17 protein-coding genes are annotated in these 24,377 nt (G+C 70.5%); 2 read left to right on the top strand and 15 right to left on the bottom strand.

The features are described from left to right. Positions 1 to 232: 232 nt before the first annotated feature. Positions 233 to 4,156 (bottom strand): S8 family serine peptidase, encoded by a 3,924-nt coding sequence (locus tag ACFYXB_RS25370; protein WP_389586256.1) that lies wholly within the window; start codon positions 4,154 to 4,156, stop codon positions 233 to 235. 500 nt (positions 4,157 to 4,656) lie between these two features. Between ACFYXB_RS25370 and ACFYXB_RS25365 the strand changes: the two genes are divergently transcribed. Continuing rightward, positions 4,657 to 5,655: a TrmB family transcriptional regulator gene (locus ACFYXB_RS25365; protein WP_389586253.1), complete on the top strand. Its 999-nt coding sequence runs from the start codon at positions 4,657 to 4,659 to the stop codon at positions 5,653 to 5,655. Between the two features lie 160 nt (positions 5,656 to 5,815). On the opposite strand, the gene ACFYXB_RS25360 is transcribed toward ACFYXB_RS25365, so the two are convergent. From ACFYXB_RS25360 to ACFYXB_RS25320, 9 genes are all read right to left on the bottom strand, one after another. Then, complete coding sequence (locus tag ACFYXB_RS25360; RefSeq protein WP_389586250.1) at positions 5,816 to 6,490, bottom strand: HAD family hydrolase; 675 nt, start codon at positions 6,488 to 6,490, stop codon at positions 5,816 to 5,818. Positions 6,491 to 6,713: 223 nt separating this feature from the next. Continuing rightward, positions 6,714 to 7,874: an SUKH-4 family immunity protein gene (locus tag ACFYXB_RS25355; RefSeq protein WP_389586247.1), complete on the bottom strand. Its 1,161-nt coding sequence runs from the start codon at positions 7,872 to 7,874 to the stop codon at positions 6,714 to 6,716. A gap of 242 nt (positions 7,875 to 8,116) precedes the next feature. Continuing rightward, positions 8,117 to 8,251: a hypothetical protein gene (locus ACFYXB_RS25350; RefSeq protein ID WP_351347868.1), complete on the bottom strand. Its 135-nt coding sequence runs from the start codon at positions 8,249 to 8,251 to the stop codon at positions 8,117 to 8,119. Next, positions 8,248 to 10,560, bottom strand: coding sequence for a xanthine dehydrogenase family protein molybdopterin-binding subunit (locus ACFYXB_RS25345; protein WP_389586244.1), 2,313 nt, complete (start codon positions 10,558 to 10,560; stop codon positions 8,248 to 8,250). The genes ACFYXB_RS25350 and ACFYXB_RS25345 overlap by 4 nt, the downstream gene beginning before the upstream one ends. Beyond that, entirely contained in the window at positions 10,557 to 12,179 is a 1,623-nt protein-coding gene (locus ACFYXB_RS25340; RefSeq protein WP_389586241.1) for a 2Fe-2S iron-sulfur cluster-binding protein, read from the bottom strand. The genes ACFYXB_RS25345 and ACFYXB_RS25340 overlap by 4 nt, the downstream gene beginning before the upstream one ends. Further along, positions 12,176 to 13,069 carry an FAD binding domain-containing protein gene (locus ACFYXB_RS25335; protein WP_389586239.1) on the bottom strand — a complete coding sequence of 298 codons (894 nt, stop codon included), beginning with the start codon at positions 13,067 to 13,069 and terminating at the stop codon, positions 12,176 to 12,178. The genes ACFYXB_RS25340 and ACFYXB_RS25335 overlap by 4 nt, the downstream gene beginning before the upstream one ends. 276 nt (positions 13,070 to 13,345) lie before the next feature. Beyond that, positions 13,346 to 14,962 carry a beta-N-acetylhexosaminidase gene (locus ACFYXB_RS25330; protein ID WP_389586237.1) on the bottom strand — a complete coding sequence of 539 codons (1,617 nt, stop codon included), beginning with the start codon at positions 14,960 to 14,962 and terminating at the stop codon, positions 13,346 to 13,348. Between the two features lie 430 nt (positions 14,963 to 15,392). Continuing rightward, a complete protein-coding gene (locus tag ACFYXB_RS25325; RefSeq protein WP_351347878.1) occupies positions 15,393 to 15,677 on the bottom strand; it encodes a DUF3039 domain-containing protein in 285 nt (94 codons plus the stop codon). A 29-nt stretch (positions 15,678 to 15,706) separates the two neighbouring features. After that, a complete protein-coding gene (locus ACFYXB_RS25320) occupies positions 15,707 to 16,279 on the bottom strand; it encodes a YqgE/AlgH family protein (protein WP_351347880.1) in 573 nt (190 codons plus the stop codon). Between the two features lie 307 nt (positions 16,280 to 16,586). Here ACFYXB_RS25320 and murA point away from each other — a divergent pair, with 307 nt between their 5' ends. After that, on the top strand, positions 16,587 to 17,933 hold the full coding sequence (gene murA / locus ACFYXB_RS25315; protein ID WP_351347882.1) for a UDP-N-acetylglucosamine 1-carboxyvinyltransferase: 1,347 nt from the start codon (positions 16,587 to 16,589) through the stop codon (positions 17,931 to 17,933). Positions 17,934 to 18,141: 208 nt separating this feature from the next. On the opposite strand, the gene ACFYXB_RS25310 is transcribed toward murA, so the two are convergent. The 5 genes from ACFYXB_RS25310 to ACFYXB_RS25290 all read right to left on the bottom strand — a co-directional run bounded on the left by ACFYXB_RS25310 (position 18,142) and on the right by ACFYXB_RS25290 (position 24,353). Further along, entirely contained in the window at positions 18,142 to 18,423 is a 282-nt protein-coding gene (locus tag ACFYXB_RS25310) for an HU family DNA-binding protein (RefSeq protein WP_121893988.1), read from the bottom strand. Between the two features lie 334 nt (positions 18,424 to 18,757). Continuing rightward, positions 18,758 to 20,173: an NAD-dependent malic enzyme gene (locus tag ACFYXB_RS25305; protein ID WP_389586232.1), complete on the bottom strand. Its 1,416-nt coding sequence runs from the start codon at positions 20,171 to 20,173 to the stop codon at positions 18,758 to 18,760. Between the two features lie 365 nt (positions 20,174 to 20,538). Further along, complete coding sequence (locus ACFYXB_RS25300; RefSeq protein ID WP_389586230.1) at positions 20,539 to 22,917, bottom strand: HelD family protein; 2,379 nt, start codon at positions 22,915 to 22,917, stop codon at positions 20,539 to 20,541. A 93-nt stretch (positions 22,918 to 23,010) separates the two neighbouring features. Next, the gene (locus ACFYXB_RS25295; RefSeq protein ID WP_389586227.1) at positions 23,011 to 23,832 is read right to left on the bottom strand and encodes an anti-sigma factor family protein; all 822 of its coding nucleotides are present in this window, start codon (positions 23,830 to 23,832) and stop codon (positions 23,011 to 23,013) included. Next, positions 23,832 to 24,353: a sigma-70 family RNA polymerase sigma factor gene (locus ACFYXB_RS25290; RefSeq protein WP_010039908.1), complete on the bottom strand. Its 522-nt coding sequence runs from the start codon at positions 24,351 to 24,353 to the stop codon at positions 23,832 to 23,834. Before ACFYXB_RS25290 ends, ACFYXB_RS25295 begins: the two co-directional genes overlap by 1 nt. Between the last annotated feature and the right edge of the window lie 24 nt (positions 24,354 to 24,377).

Below are 24,377 nucleotides of genomic sequence, written 5' to 3'. Positions count from 1 at the left end.
AAAGCGGCTTACGCGGGTTCGATTCCCGCCACCGCCTCAACTGCTCTGACCAGGCAAAACGAAAGGGCGGCACCCCCGAGGTCGCAGGGCAGAGCCGTACGGCACTCGCCGTCACGCGGGACACCGGCCCGGGCGGGTAGGCCGGGGCGGGCGCCGCCGGTCCTCCGAAAACGCCGCGGGTCCGCGGGCGCCGTGGCGCCCGCGGACCCGGGTGGTCGAGCAGCGGATCGGGTCAGTAGGAGAACTGCTGGATCTGGCTGCCGTCGCCCGCGTACGTCCAGCCGGTGCGGGTTGCCGGGTCGAGCTGCATGACGCGCTCGCGATGGGTTTCGAGCCGGCCGTTGTAGGAGCCGAACAGCGGGTACTCGACGCCGGTCACGGTGCTCACCGTTTGGCCCGTCTTCAGGTCGACGACGGCGATGCGGCCGGTGGCGTTGTTGTCGCCGAAACCGTACTGCTGAAAGCCGCCCGTCGGCTTCAGGTCCGGGTACCGGAAGGCGAACAGCGCCAGGTGGTGCTCGCCGTCGACGGCGAGCGCGAGAGGCGCTTGCGCTGTTCCGAGATTCACCTGGTCCCCGCTGGGCAACTGCGCGAAGTACCCGGTGCCGGCGAAGTTGACGCTAAGTGAGTGGTACCACGTTTCGTAGAGGTTGCCCTTCTGGTCGGAGGCGAGGTCCGTGGCGCAAGGGGTTCCCCCCTGGCTGTGGGTGACCGTTCCGCTGTCCAGGTTGATCGCGGCCATGGTGCCGGACCCGGTCGAGGCCAGGCAGTTGATGTGGGTCCCGGTCTTCTGTGCGGAGAAGACGCCGGTCGACTCGTCCACGTCCAGCAGGCCGTACGTGGAAAAGCTGTCCGGGGTGGGCTCGAGCTGGAGCGGTGTCCCCTGAGTGCCGGTCGCCGTGTCCACGGGGAGCACGAAGCTCGCACGGTCGCTCGAGCGGTAGGCGAGCACCGCTGCACGGTGGCGTTTGGCGTCCACCCGCCCGCCGATCACGACATACTGGTCGTCGACCCGGACGGGGCTGCCGACCTCGTTGCCGGTGCTCGTGTCGTAGGTCTCGAGCCACTGTTCGCCGGTGGTGGTCTGCTTGTGCAGGACCAGCGTGTGGTTGGCGGAGTCGACGCCGAACACCTCGTAGATGGAGCCGTACGCGGGGTCGCTCGTCAACTTGCGCCCATAGGTTCCGGTGGTGGCGTTGTAGTCGTACACCGAGCCTTCACCGGTGGGGCTCTCGACCGCCGCGACGGACGTGCCGCCGGGGACGATCGCGAAGTTGGTCAGGTTGGTGCCGTCGGGGGCCAGTCCGTCGTCGTACGCCAGCAGCGACGTCGGCGAGGCCTGCCCCACTATCTTGCCTTGCCCGTCGACGGCGAACACCCGCAGGTCGTAGGCGGTCGATGCGAGCAACTTGAGTGCGGCGGCGTCGAGTTCCACCGTGCCTCGCGTGCCCTTCAGCGAGCGGTCGAGCGTGGCCGGGTTGTCCACCCCGTTGTGGTCGCGGGTGGTGCCGTTCTGGTTGCTGACCAGGTTGTACGAGCCGTACATGTTCGGCCCGGGCGCGGAGAACTCCAGCAGCGTGCCGGTGGCGCCCTTGACCCCCGATACGTCGTAGTGCACCGAGAACTTCGGTGCGGCTCGGTTGATCTCCAGCAGGTGACCGAACTCTCCGGATGCCTTCGCGGCCAGGGTCGGCGCTGCCGGGCGTTGCGAGGGGTTACCGCCGTTGACCCGGATCGAGGCGAACTCGCCGTACAGCGGGCCACCCTTGCGGTTGCCTGTGGGGTTCTCGAGGATGCCGATCCCGTAGATGCCGCCGCCGGCGGAGAAGGCGCTGGCCGGGACGGTGACCGTGCCGCGAAGTCCGGTCAGCGGGGCGGTGTAGGAGGCGGAGAAGATGGGTGCCAACGCGGGGTTCCAGTGGCCGACTCCCGACACGACCAACTTCGGCGAGCTGACGTTCCGCACTCCGGTGAGGTCGTAGCTGACCTGAACGGAGTGTCCCGTGCTGACGACGGGCTGGACCACCGGGGCGAGCGACTCGACGTAGCCGCCGTCGGTGGGGCCGAAGGTCAGCTCGTGGGCGGCCGAGGCCAGCACCTGCCGGCCGTGGCGCACCTCGAAGGTGAGCGCGACCTGACGGTCCGTCGTGGAGACGACCGGCAGTCCGGCCGCGGTCAGCATCTGCGTGGGGGTCAGCCGGATCGCCGGCACATCGGAGGTGAACTGGTGATGCCCGATGCGCAGCGCGTAGCTGACGCCTTGCCGGTCGGGCAGGCCGGTCACGTCGGCGCCGATGGTCACCGGTCCCACCAGGCCCTCCCCGGTGTCGCCGGGTCCGGCCAGGTCGATGCGTCCGGGGTCGGTGGCCTCCAGGTACGAGCTCCCGAGTCCGCCCTCGGTCTGGCGATGCGCCACGGAGAGCCGGACGATGCGGGGCGTGCCCGTGTCGGCCTGGCTGCCTTGCGCCTTGGCCAGGACCGCTTGCAGCGCGGCGGTGACGTCGAGTTGCGGGCCCACGTGCAGCGGCTGGTCGATCTGCGGCGGCGTGGGCACGGCCCGGCCGGTGCGCTCCAGCAGCGAACGGACGTCATCGGGCGACGGGTGCTGCCCGGTCAGCCGCGAGGCCTGCAGCACGACCGCGGCAGCGGCCGCGATCTCGGGCGCCGACGCCGACGTGCCTCCGCTGAGCACCTCCGCCACCGACTGCGCGGTCCCGCCCCTGGGGTCGTGCTCGAAGGCGGGGATGCCGTCACTGGGCGCCGAGACGTCCACGCGCGTGCCGAATCCCGAGGAGAAGACCCCGGAACCGTTGAGCCTGGTGGTCGCCCAGGTCCCGTTGGCCGACGCGGCTCCGCCGTTCTGCGGCGGCACGGACAGCGTGTCGTCGGTCGTGGTACCGCCCGCGGCGATCGCGCCGGAGTCCAGCACCTTGCTGGGCGTGGTCGACAGCTGGTCGTCGTCGATCCGGGTGGTGTCGGCGGCCTTGCGGGTCACGTTGGTCGCGGTGCTGCCGCCGTCGGGCCCGACGGCCGCGTTGGTGTACAGCCTGGTCCCGTCGTTCGACGAGACCACCACGGTGATGCCGTACTGCTGCACGATCGACGCGATCACGGCCTGCTGGACCGGGTCGTCCTCCAGGTAACGGCCGGGGATCCCCGCAGCGTCGGTGCCGTAACCGAGGCTGGCGGTGATTACGTCGGGCCGCGGCGTCTGCCGGGCCGCGGCCAGCAGCGCCACCGCGATCTGGCTGAACGTCGGCTGCTGCGGGACGACGAGCCGGTAGTTCGCGCCCGGGGCGATGCCCAGCAGGTCGGAGTACCCACTGCCCTGCATGCCCGGACGCTGCAGTTCGTGCGGAAGCGGCGCCATCACGGAGAAGTCCAGCAGGACCTCACCCAGATTGGGGTCCTGCCCCTGGGTCGACCCGGTCGGGTCGAGAGCGCCGGTCGCATCCGCGGTGTAGGTGGGGATCAAGGGCATCGTGGGGATGTCCAGGTACCGCTGGCCGTTCTGGACGACGGTCGTCGCCTTGCTGGCCGGGAGGTCGGGTTGCCCCGCGTCGACGAGGTCGCCGATCGAGACGTTGGTGATGGTCTCGCCCGTGCCGGGCAATTGGTCGAACTTCTGCTTCAACAGGCTGTAGGCGCCCGTCGCGTTCACGCCGCCCGCGTTGAGGAAGCTCTGCAGCGAGGTGCCGAGAGCCGCGTTGCCGGGCACTCCGTCGGAGCCGGTCGCAGCGCTGCCCCGCCCCTTCGCCGACGAGCCGGCCTTCCCCGCCGTGGCGCTCACCGAGGAGGGCATCGGCACGGAGCCGGTGTTCATGGGGGAGACGGTCTGGTCGGGCTCGGCGTAGACGACACCGGGTGTGGCGGCCAGCGCCCGGGCCGCCGCCGTGGCGTCGCCGCCGGCGAGTTGGACGACCTGGACCTTGGACAGGTCGATCGCCCCGGAGCCCAGCTTGGCCTGGGCGGCGGCGTGCAACTGCTTGGCCTGGGCGCCCGCGAGACCCGGCATCAGAGGCCGCATGGAGACCGCGCCGGCCCGGTGGAGTGCCGTGTTGACCACGGTGTTCGAGGTCAGCGGGGTACGGACCTGCAGATTGCGCTGCTTGCCCAGCGACGTGCCCGTCACCTGGGTGGCCGAGCCGAGTACCACAAGGACCTGGTGAGGACTGTTCTTCGCCGACTGCGCGGGCGTGGGCTTCAGGAACGAGCGCCACCGACCGAGCGCCGAGGATCCGGGTGTGGAGGGCAGCGCGGCCCCCGCCCCGGGCTGTGACGCTGATGAGCTGCTGCCAAGCGGGGTCCTGACGGCCGGCGACTGGCCGGAATCAGTGGCCGCAGAGCCGGACCCGGGGGAGCTTGAGGGAATCGCTGCCGCGGGTATCGTTACGGCCGCGGTGATGGCCACGAGCGCGACACCGACGGCACCAAGCCGTCTGCCGCGCGTGTGGGCATACGTCATGGGACACCTTTCTCAGGGAGCGAATCCGCGAGCACGGATCCGCACCGGAAGGCTCTGCCCGCTCGAACGTGCTCAGGACAGCGCCAACTTCAGCGTGAAAGATGTCAACCGCGACCAACGAAACACAAGATTACGAGGCTGGCGGATCTCTGCCAGGTGGCGGAAGCCGCCACAGAAATTGGCGGGGCGGTATGGAATTTGACGTGCTCGGGCTTGCGGAAGAAACAGAACACGTCTACGTGGCACTGGTCCGGCAGCCTCGCTGCACCTCTTCGGAGTTGGCCGACGTTTGCGGCATGCCCGCGACCACTGTGGGAAGACTGCTGTCCAAACTGGTCAAGATCGGGCTCGCCGTGCAGGACGCCGGACGCCCGCCACGCTTCACCGCCACTCCCCCGGATGTCGCCGTCACCGCGCTGATAGACCAGCGCGAGCACCAGCTCAAGGAAGCACGGGCCCTGGTACAGCGGTTGACCGAGACCCACCGGGAGGCGGCCCGGATCAGCCAACGCGACATGGCCGTCGAACTGCTCACCAGCCGTGAGCACATCAACGCCACCGTACTCCGACTGACTGTCGACGCCCGCCACGAGGTGCGTGTGTGCGACCGGCCGCCCTATTTCGACGGCCCCGGCAGCAACTTCGACAGCCAGCTCCAGCAGCAGCGGCGCGGCGTGATCTACCGGGTGATCTACGACCGCGAAGCGGTGGCCTGGCCCGGCAGGCTGAACAACGACATCGTGCCCAGCATGAAGGCAGGCGAGCAGGCACGGGTACACCCTGAGTTGCCCCTCAAACTCGTCATCAGCGACGACCGGGCGGCCATCATCCCCTTCAGCCTCGGACCTGGTGGCCAGTCAGTCGCCTACCTGGTCCACCGCTCCCCCGTGCTCGTAGCCCTGGAATCGCTCTTCGAGGCCCAATGGGAGCGCGCAGTGCCGCTGTCGGACGCCCCACTGCCACCCGGCGACGCCACCACCGCGGCGGAATCCGAGGACGCAGAGCCTGATGAGGAGACTCGGTCCCTGCTTGCTCTGCTCGCCTCCGGCCTCACCGACACGGCCATCGCGCGCGCCCAAGGCTGGAGCGAGCGGACTACCCAGCGTCGCGTCCACCAACTCATGTGCCAACTCGGCGCCTCCACCCGCTTCCAGGCCGGCCTCAATGCCACCCGACGCGGCTGGCTATGAAACGAGCACCAGCAAGCCTGACCCCAGTACTACAGCCTCACTTCCTGAGCGGCCGATCGCGTCCGGTCGGAAGCGGTCGCTGCCTCGGAGGCGTGATGCGGAACAGCGGCCTGCGGAGCATGCCTGACGCTGCCACCAAGCGCGAAACGATCAGGTTCTGTCACCAACTCGAAGATCTGCGGCTGCAGTACTGGGCTGCCGCCGCTCGCATTGCCTCGATGGCTTCTGTGACGCCCCATACCACGATGTCGGGACCACGGAGGCCATCGGTCCACGTCCGGCCGTTGGCCACCCAAGCCGTACGCAGTCCCGCCGCGCGACCCCCTTCGATATCCGTCTCAGAGCCGTCCCCCACCATCCACCCATCCGTGCTCAGCCGGGTGCCGCACAGTGAGGCGGCGACCTCGAAGTGGTCGTACGCCGGTTTCCGGGCGCCGGTCTCCTCTGAGACGCAGATCCCGTCAAAGAGTGACGTGAGTCCGGTCGCGGCGAGCTTGGCCCGTTGGATGTCCCCCGCGCCGTTCGTCGCGACACCGAGATTCCACCCTGCACCGCGCAACGCTTCGAGGCTCTCCCGAACCCCCGGGAAGCAACGGACCGACCAGGCGATACCTTCGACGTACCCACGCCAGAGGTCGTCTGGATCGTCGCTGAGCCCGAGTGTCTCCCGCAGGTGTACGAACTCTGCGGGGTAAGCCCGCGACCGGAGCCGATCGCAGAGGGCGGACTCCGCCTCACGGGGCAGGCGCCGCTGGCGCACAAAGCCGCGGGCCCAGTCCTCAAGGCCCCCACGGCGGTCGATCAAGGTGCTGTCCAGGTCGAGAAGTGCCAGCACACAGCGAAGCTACGCGACGGGCCGCCCGTCTCAGCTTCCGTCTCATTCACCGCCGTACGCGGCCGTCCGGAGCCGTTCCAGCTGCCCCATTGATCACAACGTCCGTACGAGATTGAACGCGCGCGAACGCCCTTGGATCATGCCCTGACCAGCCCGGACGAACCTGCAAAGCAAGTTACGTGGGTTCGATTCCCGCCACGGCCTCTTTCGCGGGCGGTGTGCTTCAGAGCACGCCGCCCGCCTCGTCCTGGAACAGTTCCGTCCAGTAGTGCCAGGGTGCGTCGGACGTGGTGGCCGTCGGGTCGATCGTGGTCAGGACCTCGATCATCGTGGCGGCCAGCTGGTCGTAGGCCTCCGTCGTGAGTTCGTGGCCCAGGTGCTCGTCGATCCTGCGTTCGTGGTGGAGGAGCCAGAGCGTGAAGGCGAGTGTGGAGACGTCCGTGTTGAGGGGCTCCAGTGTTGCCTCGGGCTCGCTGAAGTTGAGGACCGTGCCCGTCGTGCCGTCGACCACCAGGCTGTTGTCCTCGACCAGATAGCCGAGGCGTATCAGACGGTCCGCGTGGGCGGGGAGCACGTCCAGGGGATACTCACCGGCCCGCTCGTCCGTGTAGTACTCCGTCAGCGTCGGCAGCGGCACGTCCGTGTCGGTGTGGAACAGCCCCGCGTTCTCCGGTAGCCCCGTCTCCCGCAGGAAGCGCCGCGTCGGCTCGTGCGTGAGCCCGGCCGGAAAGTCGACGTCCTCGAAGCGGGCCACCCGACCGGAGCCGAACTCCTGGTCCAGGAGACGTGCAGGCAGGTCCAGGGTGAGGCCGGAGTCCGTGCCAGGGCCGGCGATCAGGGTCAGCGGACGGATCAGCGCGGCCGCCTTCCAGAACGGCGGGACCTGCCCACCCGTGCCCTCCTCGAACAGCGCGAGGAGCTGCCGGGACACCTCGGCCACCGTCTTCGCGCCGTACCGCCCCGCGAAGGAGGCGAACCGGCCGCGCAGACCGGCCAGTTCCTCCGTCACCGCGGCGAAGCGCAGCAGCACCTCCAGCGACGGCGCGAGCGGGCGACTGTGCGTCGGGAACAGGAGTGAGGTCGTTCTGATCTCGCCCGTGCTGCCGTCGAGCAGGATGGACTCGGCCCGCATGCCGGCGGGCGCCAGCAACTGCCCTATCACCAGCCGGTCCCGCAGCTCCTCCGCGAGGCGGGCGGGTCCCTCGGTGACGTCCGCGAGCGTGCGCAGTCCCGACGTGCGCAGCGGCGCGAACGTCAACAGGCCGCTGTCGCCGGGCAGTCCGGGCCCGGTCAGCAGTCCGCGCGTGGGCCCGTGCGTGACGTACGGACCGAGCTCGTCCTCGGTCAGCGTGATCGCCGCGACTGCGGCGTCGGTCGTGCTCATCGCTTCCCCCGCGATTTCAGTGGTACAGCAGTGCGTCGGTGAGTTCCGGGCAGTGATCGGTGCAGCAAACGGTCCCTGGAGGGCGTCGCTCCGACCCGTGTCGCGTCGGCAACGGCCGGTTCCCCCACTGACCGGAACACTACGCCGCCCCACTGACAACGCCCCGTGCCTGAAGACGCCGAGAACCCCGCAGCCGTTGCGCCGCGGCCAGAATCGCGTCTCCGTGACTCAGGAGACGTACCTCACGTGAAGTAGATGCCGCCCAGCACCACGACGACCGCGGCGAGCACGAACAGCAGGATCCACAGCAGCAACTTGCCTACGCCGGGCGCGGGTTCGTAGCGGTCCGGGTGGTCCGGCTCCTGCGGCGTGCTCACCAGTCCGTCACCACCGCCGCCTGCGGCCGGATCGGGAGCCGGTTGACCGGGCGGCCCGTCGCGGCCCGTACGGCCGAGGCGACGGCCGCCGGTGAGGTCACCACCGGTACCGCGCTGACCGACTTGGCGCCGAAGGGGGCGACCACGTCCCGTTCCTCGACCAGCTTCACGATCCGGATGTCCGGCGCGTCCAGGGCCGTCGGGAGCGAGTAACCCGTGAGGTCGGGGTGCCGGATCAGGCCGCGCGGGGTGCGCAGGTTCTCCGTGAGCGCGATGCCGACGCCCTGGGTGACGCCCGCCTCGATCCGGGCGGCGAGCTGGTCCGGGTTGAGGACCCGGCCGACGTCCTGGGCGACGGCCAGTTCCACGACCCGTACCGAACCCAGTTCGATGTCCACGTCCACGACCGCGCGGACCGCGCAGAACGCGAGGCCGACGAACGCGTCGCCCTGGCCGGAGTCGTCGAGCGGCTCGGTCGGATGCGGGCGGCACTGGGCCGTGGCCCACAGTTCCTTGCCGTCCATCGCCTCGGTCACGGTCGTCGACAGCACACCGTCGTACGACGTGATCTTGCCGTCGGTGATCTGCAGCAGCTCGGTGGACATGCCGAACTTGTGCGCCAGGGGCTGCAGGAGCTGTGTGCGGACCATCTTCGCCGCCCGCTCCACCGCACCGCCGGACACCCAGGTGTGGCGGCCACGGCAGCCCGCGCCGGCCGGCGGCTGGTCGGTGTCGACCGGGGCCACGTGGACCTCGTCGATACCGAGGGTCTCCTGGACGATCTGCCGGGCGAGCGTGGTGAAGCCCTGGCCGGTCTCCACGGCCGCGCACAGCACGGTCGCGACGCCGTCGTGGACCTTGACCGTCGCCGTCGAGACCTCGTCCGCGCCCTCCGCACCGAGCATGTGCACCATGCCCAGGCCGTAGCCCACACCCCGGCGCACCGCGCCCGGTTCGCCCGCTCCCTCGGGGCCGCCGGGCAGCAGCCACTCGTCCTCGGGGGTGTCCTTGGGCAGCGCCGGGAGCGGGAAGTCCCGTACGGCCGTCAGGAGTTCGGCGACCGGCGCCGGGCAGGTCACCGTCTGGCCGATCGGCAGGACGTCACCGGTGGCGAGCGCGTTGCGCAGGCGCAGTTCCGCCGGGTCGAGGCCTAGCTTCTTGGCGAGCTTGTCCATCTGCGCCTCGTAGGCGGCGCACACCTGCATGGCGCCCTCGCCGCGCACATGGCCGGAGGGCGGGTTGTTGGTGCGTACGGCCCAGCCCTCGATGAAGGCGTTCGGGACGACGTACGGCCCGCAGGCGAAGGAGACCGCGGCGGCCAGGGACTCGGCGGAGGTGTCGGCGTACGGGCCCGCGTCGAGGAGGATCTGCGCCTCGACCTTGACGAGCCTGCCCTCGGCGTCGGCGTGGTGACGGTAGCGCAGGAGGGTGGGGTGCCGGTGGGCGTGGCCGAGGAAGGACTCCTCGCGCGTGGCCGTCAGTTTCACCGGGCAACCGGTCTTGAGGGCGAGCAGTCCGAGCGGGAGCTGGAAGCCCTGGTCCTCACGGTCGGCCGTGGCGCCGGGCACACCGGTGACGACGATCTTCACCTGATCGGAGGACAGGCCGAAGCAGGCCGCGGCGGTGTTGCGGTCGGTGTGCGGGTCGGTGGACGCCGTGTAGAGCTCGACGCCGCCGTCGGGTCGCGGCACCGCAAGGCCCGCCTCGGCGCCGATGGGGGCGGGGTCCTGGCGGCCGATGCGGTACTGGCCCTCGACGACGATGTCACCGGCCGCGTCCGGGTCGCCGTGGCGCAGCGGGATGTGCCGGATCAGATTGCCGTCGGGGTGCAGGGGCTCGGCCTCGAAGGACTGCTCCGGGTCGGTCACCGGGTCGAGTACTTCGTACTCGACGATGACGGCGGCGGCGGCCATCCGCGCGGTGTCCGGGTGATCGGCGGCGACGGCGGCGATGGGCTCGCCGTGGTGGCGCACGACCTCGGACGCGAACACCGGCCGGTCGGGCGTGCCGCGGCCGTGGCGCGGGGTGCCGGGCACGTCCTCGTGCGTGACGACGGCCCGTACGCCGGGCATCTCGCGCGCGTGGGTGGTGTCGATGGAGACGATGCGCGCGTGCGGGTGCGGTGAGCGCAGGACGGCCGCCCACAGCAGGCCCTCGGCCCACAGGTCGGCCGCGTAGGGGAACGTGCCCTCGGTCTTGGCGCGGGCGTCGGCCGGCGGCAGGGAGGCGCCGAGGCCGTGCGGCAGCTGTTCGGGGGCGGGGGCGGCCTCCGGCGCGGTGGTGGTCGCGGTGGCGGTCTCGTTGCTCACGCCTGGCCTCCGTCCTGGCCGTAGGACTGGTCGTACGGCTGCTCGTGCGGGACCTGGTCGTGCCGCACCGGCGGGCCGGACGCCTCGAACGCCGAGGGGTTGACGCCGCCGGTGCCCGGGCCCGCCTGGTGAGGAATACGTGCCGCGTCCGCGTCCGACTCGACGTCGGCGGAGGCGTGTGCCTCACGTTCGGCGACGACCTCCTGGACGGCGTTCAGGACGCCCCGGTAGCCGGAGCAGCGGCACAGGTTGCCGCACAGGGCCTGGCGGGCCTCCAGTTCGGTCGGTGCCGGGTTGCCCTCCAGCAGGTCGTGCATGGTCATCGCCATGCCGGGCACGCAGAAACCGCACTGCACCGCCCCGCACTTGGCGAGGGCCCGCTGCACGTCCGAGGGCTGTCCGTCGACGGCGAGGCCCTCGACCGTACGGACCTCGCTGCCGGCCGCGGTGACCGCGGGCACCAGGCAGGAGGCGACGAGCCGGCCGTCGACCTGGATGTTGCAGGCGCCGCACTCGCCCTGCGAGCAGCCGTCCTTGGCCCCCGCGAGGCCGAGCCGCTCGCGCAGGACGTAGAGCAGCGACTCGCCGATCCACGCGTCGGAGACGGGGCGGTCGGCACCGTTGACGCGCAGGACGTAGGAGGCGAGGGGGTGGTCTTCGTGCAGGGCGGCGGCCGGTTGGGGTGAAGTCCCGGAGTCGTCACCCGTGGTGGCCGTCTCGGCGCCTTCCGGACCGCCGTCGGCATCAGTGGTCGCCTCGGGACCGGCGGGGGGGTCAGCGAGGCCCTCAGGGGCCTCAGCGGCACCATGCGCGGTCTCGGCGGCCTCCGCCGGACCAGCCGCCTCGGCCGGCGCGGAGGTCCCGTCCGCCTTGTGCGCGTACCGCGGTGCGGGGGCTTCCGGCGCGTCCGGCCGGGCGCCGTGCGCGACGCGCGGGTCCTGGCCGCCCGCGCCGGGGACCCCCGCGCCGTACGACTGCGGGCTGTCCGGATACGCCCCGGTCCGCGCGAAGTTCTCCCGTACGGCGTCCCGCGCGGGGCCCGCCGGGTGCTCCTCGGCGGGCGCGGGCGCCGTCGGCTGCCCGCCCCAGGACTGTCCCGCGGGCTCCGTCGCCCAGGGCGCGGCGGCGCCGCCGGGGAGGGTCGCCGGCGGGGTGCCGCCCCACTGCTCGACGAGGGACGACGTCGTGAACTCGCCCGATTCGTCCGGAAGGTCGCCGCCCGCCACAGGGATGGACCACTGACCGGTCACGTCGTGGCCGGGCGCCGGTACCGGCGGCTCCTCGTAGGCCCACTGCTGGGTGGCGGCCGGGTTGTACGTGAACCGGTCGTCCGCGCCCGCGTCCTGGGGCACACCGTTCGGGTCGGGCCACCGGGTGTTGCCGGTCGGCGGCATCGTCCAGCTGCCCGTGGCCGCCGGGTCCGTGCCGGCGGCGGTCGCGGGAGACACCGTTATCGGCGGCGGCACGTATCCGTGGCCGGGCGCGGCGAGGAGGGCGTCGATACCCCCTTCGGGGAGTTTCACGAACGCGGTCGCGCCGTCGTCGTAGTCGCCGTGGGGCAGCGGATCCCAGCGGCCGCCGCCCTGGGGCGCGCCCTCTCCGTGCTGGTCGTCGGTCACGACAGCGCCCTCCCCAGTGCTCGTCGGGCCAGCGCGGCGACGGTGCGCCGCAGGTGCAGTACGGCGGGCGGCAGCTGTGGCACCGAGCCGTCCGGCTCCGGGGCCAGGTCGGGGATGCAGGCCGCGGCGACGTACTCACCGAAGGCGTTCAGCGCCTCGGGGACGATCGCGCGGTCGTTGTCCCAGTCGATGAGCTGGGCGACCCACTGCTCGGCGTCCAGTGGCCTGAGCGGCATCGGCGCTATGGCTCCGACGGCGCACCGCACTCCGCGCCGGGCGGGGTCGAGGACGAGCGCCACGGAGGCGATCGAGCGGCCGGGACCGGTGCGTCCGGTGGCCTTCAGGAAGACCTGCGGGGCGTGCAGCAGCGGCACGCGCACGAAGCCGATGAGTTCGCCGCCGCGCAGCATGTCCACGCCCGCGAGCAGGTGCGACACCGGGATCTCCCGGCGGGCGTCGTCGGAGCCCGCGATGATCAGCGTCGCCTCCAGTGCGGCCAGCACGGGGAGCGCGTCGCCGGCGGGCGCGGCCGAGGCGATGTTGCCGCCCAGGGTGCCCGCGTTGCGGATGTGCGGCGGTCCCGCGGCGCGGGCGGCGGCGGCAAGCGCCGGGATCAGGGCCGCGAAGTCGGGGCGCCCCATGCGCGCGTGCGTGAGACCGGCACCGAGGAGCGCGTGCCCGTCCTGGTACTGCCAGCCGCGGATCTCGCTGATGCGCCCGAGGCCCACCAGGGCGGCGGGCCTGAGCTGTCCGGAGTTGACCGAGGCCATCAGGTCGGTGCCGCCCGCCACGGGGACAGCGGCGGGCATGGCGATGAGTGCCGCCACGGCCTCGTCCAGTGTCGTGGGCAGCGTGACGGCCTGCGCCGCCTGCGGTGCGTGCGTGGTCAAAACCGGCTGCCCCTTCCCGCTGCCCCACCTGGTCCCACCTGTTGCTGCCGTACGGTACGTGCTGACAGGGCGGACGTGGCAACTCTGGCACATCTTCGCAAGGGCTGAACGCGGGGGTCCGCTAGGAGGCATTCGCCCGCCTCACCAGGGAGATGGTCCGATTTCGTACGCCTTCACCGATGTGTACCGATTGACACTCGTCGGTGACGTTCGGAGCCTTTTTCCGGTACGTGCTCGGTCGGCACGCGCGCGAGGGGGGCAGCGGCTCGCGAGCGGTCAGCGGTTCGGGGGCGGCCCGTCGAGCGGGCGGCCGGGCACTCCCGGGCGGCGCTGCCAGGGCCGGGGCCCGGCGGGCGGGCGGTAGGCCACGCCCAGGGCGTCAAGTCGCCGGTAATGGACGGCCATCCTCGCCTCGAACTCCGCGAAGTCCCGTTCGGCGGGGGCGGGCAGGCGGCTCCAGGCCACCTCGGCGAACGCGGCCAGCCTGGGGAACGTCTGGTAGTCCACGCGCGCGTGATCCTCCATCACCTCGGTCCACACGTTGGCCTGCGCGCCCAGCACATGACGGGCCTGCGCCTCGTCCAGCTCGGACGGAACCGGTTCGAACCGGTACACGTCCTCCAGGGTGCGTACGAAAGCGATCGGTACGGGTTCGTCCTCGCCGGCGGCCTGCCGGTAGTCCAGGTAGACGTACTGCTCGGGGCACATGACGACGTCGTGCCCGGCCCGTGCGGCGGCGACCCCGCCCCCGTAGCCACGCCAGGACGACACAGCGGCGCCCTTGGCCAGCCCGCCCTCCAGGATCTCGTCCCAGCCGATGAGCCTGCGCCCGCGCGCGGTGAGCCACTGGTCGAAGTGCGCGATGAACCAGGACTGCAACTCGTCCTCGTCGGCCAGGCCGAGTTCGCGGATACGGGCCTGTGCCGTGGGCGACTGCTTCCACTGGTCCTTGAGGCATTCGTCACCGCCGACGTGAACGAACTCCGAGGGGAACAGGTCCAGTAGTTCCTCGAAGACCCCTTCGTAGAAGCGCAGGGTGTTGTCAGTGGGGGCGAGTACGTTCGGAGAGATCCCCCAGTTGTCCCAGACGGAGAGGGCGGTTGTGTCGATGACGTCGGTGTTGCCGAGTTCCGGATACGCGGCGATGGCGGCCTGCGAGTGTCCCGGTACGTCGATTTCGGGGACGACGGTGATATGCCGCTCGGCGGCGTAGGCGACGATCTCCCGGATGTCGTCCTGGGTGTAGAAGCCCCCGTGCGGCTTCTCCTCCCACAGCGGCGAGGCCCGGTGACCGAATTTCGTCCGCGCCCGCCAGGATCCGGTCTCGGTGAGCTTCGGGTACCGCTTGATCTCGACGCGCCAGCCCTGGTCGTCCGTCAGATGGAAGTGGAAGACGTTGAGTTTGTGCGCGGCCATCAGGTCCAGGTAACGCAGGACGCCGTCCTTGGGCATGAAGTGCCGCGCGACGTCGAGCATGAGGCCGCGCCAGCGGAAGCGGGGGCTGTCTTCGACGGTGATCTCGGGCAGGTCCCAGTCCTGCCCCTCGCGTACGGGAGCCCGCCGGAACGCGTCGGGTCCGAGCAGCTGCCGGAAGGTCTGCGCGCCCCAGAAGACGCCGGCCGCGCTGCCGCCCCGAATCAGGACGCCGGAGCCGTCGATGACGACGCGGTAGCCCTCCGAGGACAGTTCAGGCTCGATGCCCAGCACGATACGGAAGGGGGAGTCGCCGCTCTCCGGAAGCGGGAAACCGGTCGCCGCACCGACCGCCGCTCGCAGCCAGTGCGCGACGCCCTCGGTGCCGGGCCCCGTCTCCAATCGCGTCTTCTCGTCCAAGCGCCCGTAACCGGGCTGGTTCCAGTGGATGCGCTCGGGCGCGGGAATCAGTTCCACCACGTCAGTCCTTAACCGCTCCGCCCGGTCCGAAGACCAGTCGTCGCTGTACGAGTACGAAGAAGACTTGCCCGGGAAGACGAGCGAGAAAAGCGTCTGAACACCCGCGACATCGGGATCGTGAAGGGCAGCGAGAAGGCGATCCGGGGCCACCAGGAACGTGATCAGGAACGTGATCCGGGCCGTGAAAAGCCGCGCACAAGATTCACGAGGCGCACAGCTCCTCCCCCTCCCTCTGCCGACGCAGCAGGCCGTGCGTTGCAACATACGCAATGGTGATTTCGCTCTGCACAACACCATGGAGGCTATGGACCACAGGAACATGCTGACAAGAGGTCTCCACCACTCTGTGACCGGCGGACACACAAAGGCCCCCGGAACACGCCAAAGCGTGCTCGGGGGCCCTGCGAGTCTCGGCCGGGAAGGGAGGGGGTTACTTCTTGCCCTTGTCCTTGCCCTCGTCGCCACCGCTGCCCATGGACTCGTAGATCTCCTTGCACATGGGGCACACGGGGTACTTCTTCGGGTCGCGGCCGGGCACCCACACCTTGCCGCACAGCGCCACGACGGGGGTCCCGTCGAGGGCGCTCGCCATGATCTTGTCCTTCTGGACGTAGTGGGCGAAGCGCTCGTGATCGCCGTCGCCGTGGGACACCTGTGGCGCCGGCTCTACGAGGGTTCCCGTACCAGTCCCGCGCTCGGGCTCGAGAGTGCTCATACCGCCAAGGGTACTGAAGCTCACCGGTATCAGTTGAGCGAAGGGTCGTCCGGATACGTGGCCACCATCGCGAGCTCGTTGCGCTGACGGCGCAGCACCTCCCGCCACAACCGCTCCGGGGACGGCGACGAAACGTCCCCGGGCTCGGACTCGACGACATACCAGGCGCCGTCCACCAGCTCGTCCTCCAGCTGGCCGGGGCCCCAGCCGGCGTATCCGGCGAAGATTCTCAGGGAGCCGAGGGCCGAGGCGAGCAGTTCGGGCGGGGCCTCCAGGTCCACGAGGCCGATCGCGCCGTGCACCCGGCGCCAGCCGAGCGGGGCCCGGTCGCCGGACGTCCCGCCGGGGATGACCGCGACACCGAGCGCCGAGTCCAGTGACACCGGGCCGCCCTGGAAGACGACGCCGGGCTCGCCTGCGAGGTCGGCCCAGGCCTCCAGGATGTCGCTCACGTCCACCGGGGTCGGACGGTTGAGGACGACACCGAGGGAGCCCTCCTCGTCGTGGTCGAGAAGGAGCACCACCGCACGGTCGAAGTTCGGGTCCGCCAGGGCGGGCGTTGCCACGAGCAACCGCCCTGTGAGCGAGGACACCTCGGTCATGCCAGACATGATCCCGCATCTTCCCGCGGATGGGGGAGCCAATACGGGTACGCGAGTGAATGCAGCTTGATTTGAAGGGGCGGCCTGGTAAGGCCACGTATGAGAGTGGTGGCGGGAGACGGGAGGGCCCAAGAATGCGGTACCGGCGCACGGCGCGGGCAGTGACCCCATGTGCCCGAAACGGAACGGTTCGTGTTGTGACACAGCTATGACGTAGCTGGACCGCACTTGGGCTTACGGCAGGGGGGTCGGCGGCGATTACTCTGTCTCTCTCTGGTCCTGCCCCACTCCACGGAACGCGAGATTCATGACCGTCAACGGCTCTGACGACGTACTGCTTGTCCACGGCGGAACCCCGCTGGAGGGCGAGATCCGGGTCCGCGGTGCGAAGAACCTCGTACCGAAGGCCATGGTCGCCGCGCTGCTGGGCAGTGGGCCGAGCCGACTGCGCAACGTTCCGGACATTCGTGACGTCCGTGTCGTACGCGGCCTGCTGCAGCTGCACGGGGTGACGGTCCGTCCGGGCGAGGAGCCGGGCGAACTGGTCCTGGATCCCACGCACGTGGAGAGCGCGAACGTCGCTGACATCGATGCCCACGCGGGTTCGAGCCGGATCCCGATCCTGTTCTGCGGCCCTCTTCTGCACCGTCTCGGGCACGCGTTCATCCCGGGTCTGGGCGGCTGCGACATCGGCGGCCGGCCGATCGACTTCCACTTCGACGTGCTGCGGCAGTTCGGCGCGACCATCGAGAAGCGGGCCGACGGGCAGTACCTGGAGGCGCCGAAGGGCCTGCGGGGCACGAAGATCCGACTGCCGTACCCGTCCGTGGGCGCGACCGAGCAGGTGCTGCTGACGGCCGTACTGGCCGAGGGCGTCACGGAGTTGTCCAACGCGGCCGTCGAGCCGGAGATCGAGGACCTCATCTGCGTTCTGCAGAAGATGGGCGCGATCATCGCGATGGACACCGACCGCACGATCCGCATCACCGGCGTGGACAAGCTCGGCGGCTATGCCCACCGTGCCCTGCCGGACCGGTTGGAGGCCGCGTCCTGGGCGTCGGCGGCGCTGGCGACCGAGGGCAACATCTACGTCCGCGGCGCCCAGCAGCGCTCGATGATGACGTTCCTCAACACCTACCGGAAGGTGGGCGGCGCCTTCGAGATCGACGACGAGGGCATCCGCTTCTGGCACCCCGGCGGCCAGCTGAAGTCCATCGCGCTGGAGACGGACGTGCACCCCGGCTTCCAGACCGACTGGCAGCAGCCGCTGGTGGTCGCCCTGACCCAGGCGACGGGCCTGTCGATCATCCACGAGACGGTGTACGAGTCCCGTCTCGGCTTCACCTCCGCGCTCAACCAGATGGGCGCGCACATCCAGCTCTACCGCGAGTGCCTCGGCGGCTCCGACTGCCGCTTCGGCCAGCGCAACTTCCTGCACTCGGCGGTCGTCTCGGGCCCCACCCGCCTGCAGGGCGCCGACCTGGTCATCCCGGACCTCCGCGGCGGCTTCTCGTACCTCATCGCTGCCCTGGCGGCCCAGGGCACGTCCCGCGTCCACGGCATCGAACTGATCAACCGCGGCTACGAGAACTTCATGGAGAAGCTCGTGGAGCTGGGCGCGAAGGTGGAACTGCCGGGCAAGGCGCTCGGGTAGGTCGTCGGTACGCCGATGGGGCGGCCACCCGGACCCGGGTGACCGCCCCATCGGCTTTTCTTCACGCCCCTCGACGGCGGTACTTCTTCACGCCCTCGCTGGGCAGCGCCCCAAGGGGCACGGGGCAGTGTCAATCTGCGGCTCCGCCGCGTGGGCGCGACCAGCCACAAGGGACTGGCAGCTGCCCTCGACGCCCGAAGCGGAGCGCTTACTTACCCTTGGCCGATTCCTTCAGCTTCGAGCCCGCGGAGACCTTCACGCTGTAGCCGGCCGGGATGTTGATCGGCTCGCCGGTCTGCGGGTTGCGCGCGGTGCGAGCGGCACGGTGGGTGCGCTCGAAGGTCAGGAAGCCGGGGATGGTGACCTTCTCGTCGCCCTTGGAGACGATGTCGCCGACGACCTCGGCGAACGCGGCCAGCACGGCGTCGGCGTCCTTGCGGGTCACCTCGGCGCGGTCGGCCAGCGCGGCCACCAGCTCACTGCGGTTCATTTTGTTACTCCCGTGTTCTTCTTGCCGTTGAGGCGTGCCACGCGGCGGAGCCGCATGATGGGCACGGCCAAGCCGATGCTGCCAGGGTCCTCGGACAGTTCCCGGACCCGGGTCCCTCGTAGGACCTTTGCGCCCTGTCACGCATCCTGCCCCTACCTGCGGCGGGAAAGCCAATCCGGCACCCGCAGCAGTCGTGAGAACACCCTTGGGAGTCACACGAAAGGCCTGAGCCTGGCCGTCACCATAGAGGGTGCCCGGCGGCGCGCGGTTCCACGACGCGCCGGTGCGGGGGCTGCCGTGTCGATCCTCACAGCCCCTGCACAGTCCGTGACGGCTAGGACGCCGCCCCGGCCGCCTTGGCGGCCTCGCGCACCGCACCCGCGACCGCTCCGGCGACCTTGTCGTTGAAGACGCTCGGCACGATGTAGTTCGGGTTCAGCTCGTCCTCGCTCACCACGTCGGCCAGGGCCTGCGCGGCGGCGAGCATCATCTCCGTGTTGACCGTACGGGACTGGGCGTCGAGAAGGCCGCGGAAGACGCCCGGGAACACCAGTACGTTATTGATCTGGTTGGGGAAGTCGGAGCGGCCGGTGGCCACAACCGCCGCCGTCTGACGGGCGATTGCCGGGTCGACCTCGGGGTCCGGGTTCGCGAGCGCGAACACGATGGCGTCCTCGGCCATGGCGGCCACGTCGTCGCCGTCGAGGACGTTCGGCGCCGAGACGCCGATGAAGACGTCCGCTCCGCGCACGGCTTCCTTGAGCGTGCCGGTCAGGCCCTCGTGGTTGGTGTTGCCGGCGATCCAGCGCAGCGGCGAGTCGGCGGCGGCGCCCACCAGGTCCTCGCGGCCGGCGTGCACGACGCCGTGGATGTCGGCGACGACGGCGTTCTTGACGCCCGCGGCGAGCAGCAGCCTGAGGATGGCCGTACCGGCCGCGCCGGCGCCGGACATCACGACCCGGATGTTCTCAATTGCCTTGCCCGTGACGCGAAGTGCGTTCTTCAGGGCGGCGAGGACGACGATCGCGGTGCCGTGCTGGTCGTCGTGGAAGACGGGGATGTCGAGGGCCTCGCGCAGCCGCGCCTCGATCTCGAAGCAGCGGGGCGCGGAGATGTCCTCGAGGTTGATACCGGCGAACCCGGGGGCGATCGCCTTGACGATCTCGACGATCGCGTCGGTGTCCTGGGTGTCGAGGCAGAGCGGCCAGGCGTCGATGCCGGCGAACCGCTTGAAGAGGGCCGCCTTGCCCTCCATGACGGGCAGCGCGGCCTTGGGGCCGATGTTGCCGAGGCCCAGAACCGCGGAGCCGTCCGTCACGACCGCAACGGAGTTGCGCTTGATCGTGAGGCGGCGGGCGTCCTCGGGGTTCTCGGCGATCGCCATGCAGACGCGGGCCACACCCGGCGTGTAGACCATGGACAGGTCGTCACGGTTGCGGATGGGATGCTTGGATTGCATCTCGATCTTGCCGCCGAGGTGCATGAGGAACGTACGGTCGGAGACCTTGCCGAGGGTGACGCCCTCGATGCCGCGGAGCTTGCTCACGATCTCGTCGGCGTGGGCGGTCGAGGTGGCCGCGATCGTGACGTCGATTCGGAGCTTCTCGTGACCGGACGCGGTGACGTCGAGGCCGGTCACCGAGCCTCCGGAGGACTCCACGGCGGTGGTGAGCTGCGAGACGGCGGTTCCGCTCGCGGGCACCTCCAGCCGGATGGTCATCGAGTAGGAGACGCTGGGCGCCGTTGCCATGGCCGACTTCCTCTGCTTTCACCGTGTCGCGAGTTGTGCCGTCCGATCGTCGCACCTACCCCCGAGTACGTGGTAGCCGCCCCGGATTGCGGACGTTTTGTTCACGAACAGGTACGCACAGGTACAGTTTTCGGAAAACTGTTTCCACCATACGAGAGTGGATCAGGCAAGGAAAGAGGCCCACATCACACATGACGTGGGCCTCTCCCCTGTGTTCAAGACACCGACCCGCCATGCTCGCCTCGCGGCAAGTGGTCGCTCGCAGCGACTAAGGTTGGGCCCGGGGGCTTGGATCGAGCCGGTGTCACAGCCAGGCTAACAAACGGATCCCGTAAGGCCATTCCCGTACGGCCGGTTCACTTGAATCAATCCCTCAGCAGATCCGGCACTCCGGCGGCGTCCGGCTCGTCCCGCTCGCCCGACACGACCGTCAGCTGCTGCGTCGCCCGGGTCAGCGCGACGTACAGCACCCGCAGGCCGGCCGGTGACTCGTCGGCGATCTCCGCGGGCGAGACGACGACCGTCGCGTCGTACTCCAGACCCTTCGCCTCCAGGCTGCCGAGCGCCACCACCCGGTCGCCGAGCCCGGCGAGCCAGCGGGCGGCCTCCGCGCGCCGGTTCATGGCGACGACCACGCCGACCGTGCCGTCGACCAGGTCGAGCAGTCGCTCGGCCTCCGCGCGCACGGTCTTCTCCAGCGACTCCCGAACGGCGCTGAAGTGCGGCTCGACCCCGGTGGAGCGTACGGCCGACGGGGACTTCGAGCCGGGCATGGCGAGGGCGAGCACCTTGGCGGCCAGCTCGGCGATCTCGGCCGGGTTGCGGTAGTTCACGGTGAGCTGGAAGCGGCGGCGCGGTCGCGTGCCCAGGGCCTCGTCCCTCGCCTCGGCCGCCTCGTCCGGGTCGGACCAGGAGGACTGGGCCGGGTCGCCGACGACCGTCCATGTGGCGTGCCGGCCGCGACGGCCGACCATGCGCCACTGCATCGGCGTGAGGTCCTGCGCCTCGTCGACGATGACGTGCGCGTACTCGGTGCGTTCCTGCGCGAGCCGCTCGGCCCGCTCGCGCTGCGACTCCTCGCGGACCGGCATCAGCTCCTCGAGGCCGGTGAGCTGGTCCAGCGGGTCCAGCTCGCGCTTCTTCTTCGGGCGGGCCGGGGAGCCGAGGATCGCCTCGAGTTCGTCCAGCATGGCGATGTCGTGCACGGAGTGTCCGTCCCGGCGAAGCGACCGCGCGACCCTGCGCACCTCGCCGGGGTTCAGGATCCGGCGGGCCCAGCGGCCGAGGCGGCGTTCGTCGGCCATCGCCGAGAGCACGGCCTTCGGGGTCAGCTCGGGCCACCAGGCGTCGAGGAACTCGATGAAGGAGTCCTCCAAGGTGATGTCCTCGTCGAACGACGACCTGAGCTCGGCGGCCAGCTCCGGGTCCGAGTGCCGGCCGGCCGCGCCGGACTGCGCCCACAGGGCGTCCAGGAGCAGCTTGCGGGCCCGGGGACGCAGCAGATTGACGGGCGCGGTGCCGCCGAGGGCGCTGCGCCGGATGCGCTCCAGCTCGGCCGACTCCAGCTCGATACGGCGCCCGAAGGCGACGACGCGGAGACGGGTGGGCGGGCCGGCGGGGGCCTGCGGCGTCGCGTCGGTGCCGCCGAGGGCGAGCTGCCCGGCACCGGACGCGCCCCGACGACCGGACGGGCCGAGTTCCAGCGCGCCCCGGGCCGCCTTCCGCAGCACCTTGAGCATGCGGTACGACCCCTTGGCGCGGGCCACCGACGGGGAGTCGTACAACCTGGCCTCGACGCCGTCGACGAGCGAGCCGATCGCCCGGATGGCGACCTGGCCCTCCTCGCCGAGGGAGGGCAGCACGCCCTCGGTGTACGCCACGAGCAGCGGGGTCGGCGAGACGATCAGGATGCCGCCCGAGTACCGCCGCCGGTCCTGGTAGAGGAGGTAGGCGGCCCGGTGCAGCGCCACGGCCGTCTTGCCCGTGCCCGGCCCGCCCTCGACGTACGTCACGGAGGCGGCGGGGGCGCGGATGACCAGGTCCTGCTCGGCCTGGATGGAGGCGACGATGTCCCGCATGGTGTGCGTGCGGGCCTGGCCGAGGGCGGCCATCAGGGCGCCGTCGCCGATGACGGGCAACTCGTCGCCGTCGAGGCGGGCGGTCAGCTCGGGGCGCATCAGGTCGTCCTCGACACCGAGGACGCGGCGCCCCTTGGAGCGGATGACCCGGCGGCGTACGACCCGGCCCGGATCGACCGGAGTGGACCGGTAGAACGGCGCGGCGGCGGGCGCCCGCCAGTCGATGACCAGCGGTGCGTAGTCCTCGTCGAGGACACCGATGCGGCCGATGTGCAGGGTCTCGGCGATGTCGGCGGTGTTGTCGGCGCGCACGGCACCGTCCGCGGGCTCTACGGCCGTGTAGGCGCCGTCGGGCCCCTTCTTCCCGTCCTTGCCGAGGAGCAGGTCGATCCGCCCGAAGAGGAAGTCCTCGAACTCGTTGTTGAGCCGGTTGAGGTGGACACCGGCCCGGAAGACCTGCGCGTCCCGCTCGGCGAGCGCACCGGGCGTGCCGACGTGGCCGCGCTGGGCCGCGTCGTTCATGAGGAACTCGGCCTCGTGGATCTTCTCCTCGAGCCGCCGGTACACCCGGTCCAGGTGTTCCTGTTCGACGCTGATCTCTCGGTCCCGTACGGAATCGTGGACGTGAACCGAGCCGACCGCAGATTGTTGAGCCTGAGCGGCCACCGGGCCCCCTTCTGACGTGCTGGGCAGCCGTCAACCGTACGCGAAGGGGGGCCACGGAGGCTACGGGCCTGCCCGAGGGACAGGCCCGTTTGTCTACGCGTCGACGTCCACGAGCTTCTTGCCGTCGAAGGTCATGACCTCGAAGTGGTCGATCTGGTTGGGGGTGAAGGCGGCGCCGCCGTGGACGTAGAGAGGGTTCTTGGCCTCGTCCGACTTGGCGTTCGCGATGCCGTAGCCCCAGTCCGGGACGGACCAGGAGGTCACCGTCTCGCGTTCGCCGTTCTTGCCGACGGCGATGAGCGAACACTTCTTCGGGCCGGTGACGTTCTTGAGCTGGAGGACCGCGTGGGTGCCCCAGGCCTTCTTCTCCACGGCGACCGTGGCGGTGACATGGGTCGCCGGGTCCGTCGCCGTCGTCTTGTCCGTCATGGTCTGGAAGGCCGCCTGCGCGGGTCCCGTCGCCATGGTGTCGTTGCCGTTGTCCGAGCCTCCGGTGGCCGCGACGACGGCGAGCGGACCGGCGATGATCAGCGCGGCCGCGGCGGCGATCATGTAGAAGCTGCGGCGGCGCTTGAGCGCGCGGCGCTCCGAGACCTCGTCGACCAGCTTCTCCACCAGCCGCGGACTGGGCTTCGCGGACAGCGACTCCCCGATCGCGGGCGTACTGCCGGCACCCGGCAGGTCCGCGAGCGCGGCCAGCATCGGCTCCATCCCGGCGAGCTCGTCGAGCTGCTGGGCGCACCACTCGCAGCCGGCGAGATGGGCCTCGAATGCGGTCGCCTCGGCGTCGTCGAGAATGCCGAGCGCGTAGGCGCCGACGGTCTCGTGCTCGTTCGCGCCAGGAGATCCCTGCATGGGTCCAGTGTCACCCGGACCACCCGCACCAAATCCTCGCATTCCCCCGTACACACTCATCACGCCGTCACCCCCCGCTCCTCCAGTGCCAGCTTCATCGATCGAAGGGCGTAGAACACCCGGGAACGGACAGTGCCGCTGGGTATTCCGAGCGTCTCGGCCGCCTCATTGACGGTACGCCCCTTGAAATACGTCTCGACGAGCACCTCCCGGTGGGCCGGGGTCAGGTCGTCGAGCGCGTCAGACAGCGTCATCAGCCACAGCGCCTTGTCGATCTCGTCCTCCGCGGGGATGACCTCCAGCGGCGACGGATCGACCTCCTGCGGCCGGGCCTGCCGGCTGCGGTGGCCGTCGATGACGATGCGCCGTGCGACCGTCACCAGCCAGGGGCGTACCGATCCGGTCGCCCGATTGAGCTGACCGGCGTTCTTCCAGGCACGGATGAGCGTCTCCTGCACAACGTCCTCTGCTCGCTGGCGATCACCGGCGACCAGCCGCAGGACATACGCGAGGAGGGGTCCGGCGTGCTCGCGGTACAGGGCACGCATCAGCTCCTCGTCAGGCTCCGAGGGCTGGGACATGCGATGCCGGGCCCTCGATCCACG

This window comes from Streptomyces sp. NPDC002619 (assembly GCF_042889305.1).
GTDB lineage: Bacteria > Actinomycetota > Actinomycetes > Streptomycetales > Streptomycetaceae > Streptomyces.
Note: the sequence above shows the minus strand (reverse complement) of the source record. Positions and strands in the feature narration are given on the sequence as shown.

What these genes read in the sequence shown, in the direction of transcription:
- ACFYXB_RS25305 (WP_389586232.1), bottom strand. Translation starts at nt 20,173, where the DNA reads ATGGCAACGGCGCCCAGCGTCTCCTACTCGATGACCATCCGGCTGGAG.
- ACFYXB_RS25290 (WP_010039908.1), bottom strand. Translation starts at nt 24,353, where the DNA reads ATGTCCCAGCCCTCGGAGCCTGACGAGGAGCTGATGCGTGCCCTGTAC.
- murA (WP_351347882.1), top strand. Translation starts at nt 16,587, where the DNA reads ATGACCGTCAACGGCTCTGACGACGTACTGCTTGTCCACGGCGGAACC.
- ACFYXB_RS25320 (WP_351347880.1), bottom strand. Translation starts at nt 16,279, where the DNA reads ATGACCGAGGTGTCCTCGCTCACAGGGCGGTTGCTCGTGGCAACGCCC.
- ACFYXB_RS25365 (WP_389586253.1), top strand. Translation starts at nt 4,657, where the DNA reads ATGGAATTTGACGTGCTCGGGCTTGCGGAAGAAACAGAACACGTCTAC.
- ACFYXB_RS25355 (WP_389586247.1), bottom strand. Translation starts at nt 7,874, where the DNA reads ATGAGCACGACCGACGCCGCAGTCGCGGCGATCACGCTGACCGAGGAC.
- ACFYXB_RS25310 (WP_121893988.1), bottom strand. Translation starts at nt 18,423, where the DNA reads ATGAACCGCAGTGAGCTGGTGGCCGCGCTGGCCGACCGCGCCGAGGTG.
- ACFYXB_RS25325 (WP_351347878.1), bottom strand. Translation starts at nt 15,677, where the DNA reads ATGAGCACTCTCGAGCCCGAGCGCGGGACTGGTACGGGAACCCTCGTA.
- ACFYXB_RS25295 (WP_389586227.1), bottom strand. Translation starts at nt 23,832, where the DNA reads ATGAGTGTGTACGGGGGAATGCGAGGATTTGGTGCGGGTGGTCCGGGT.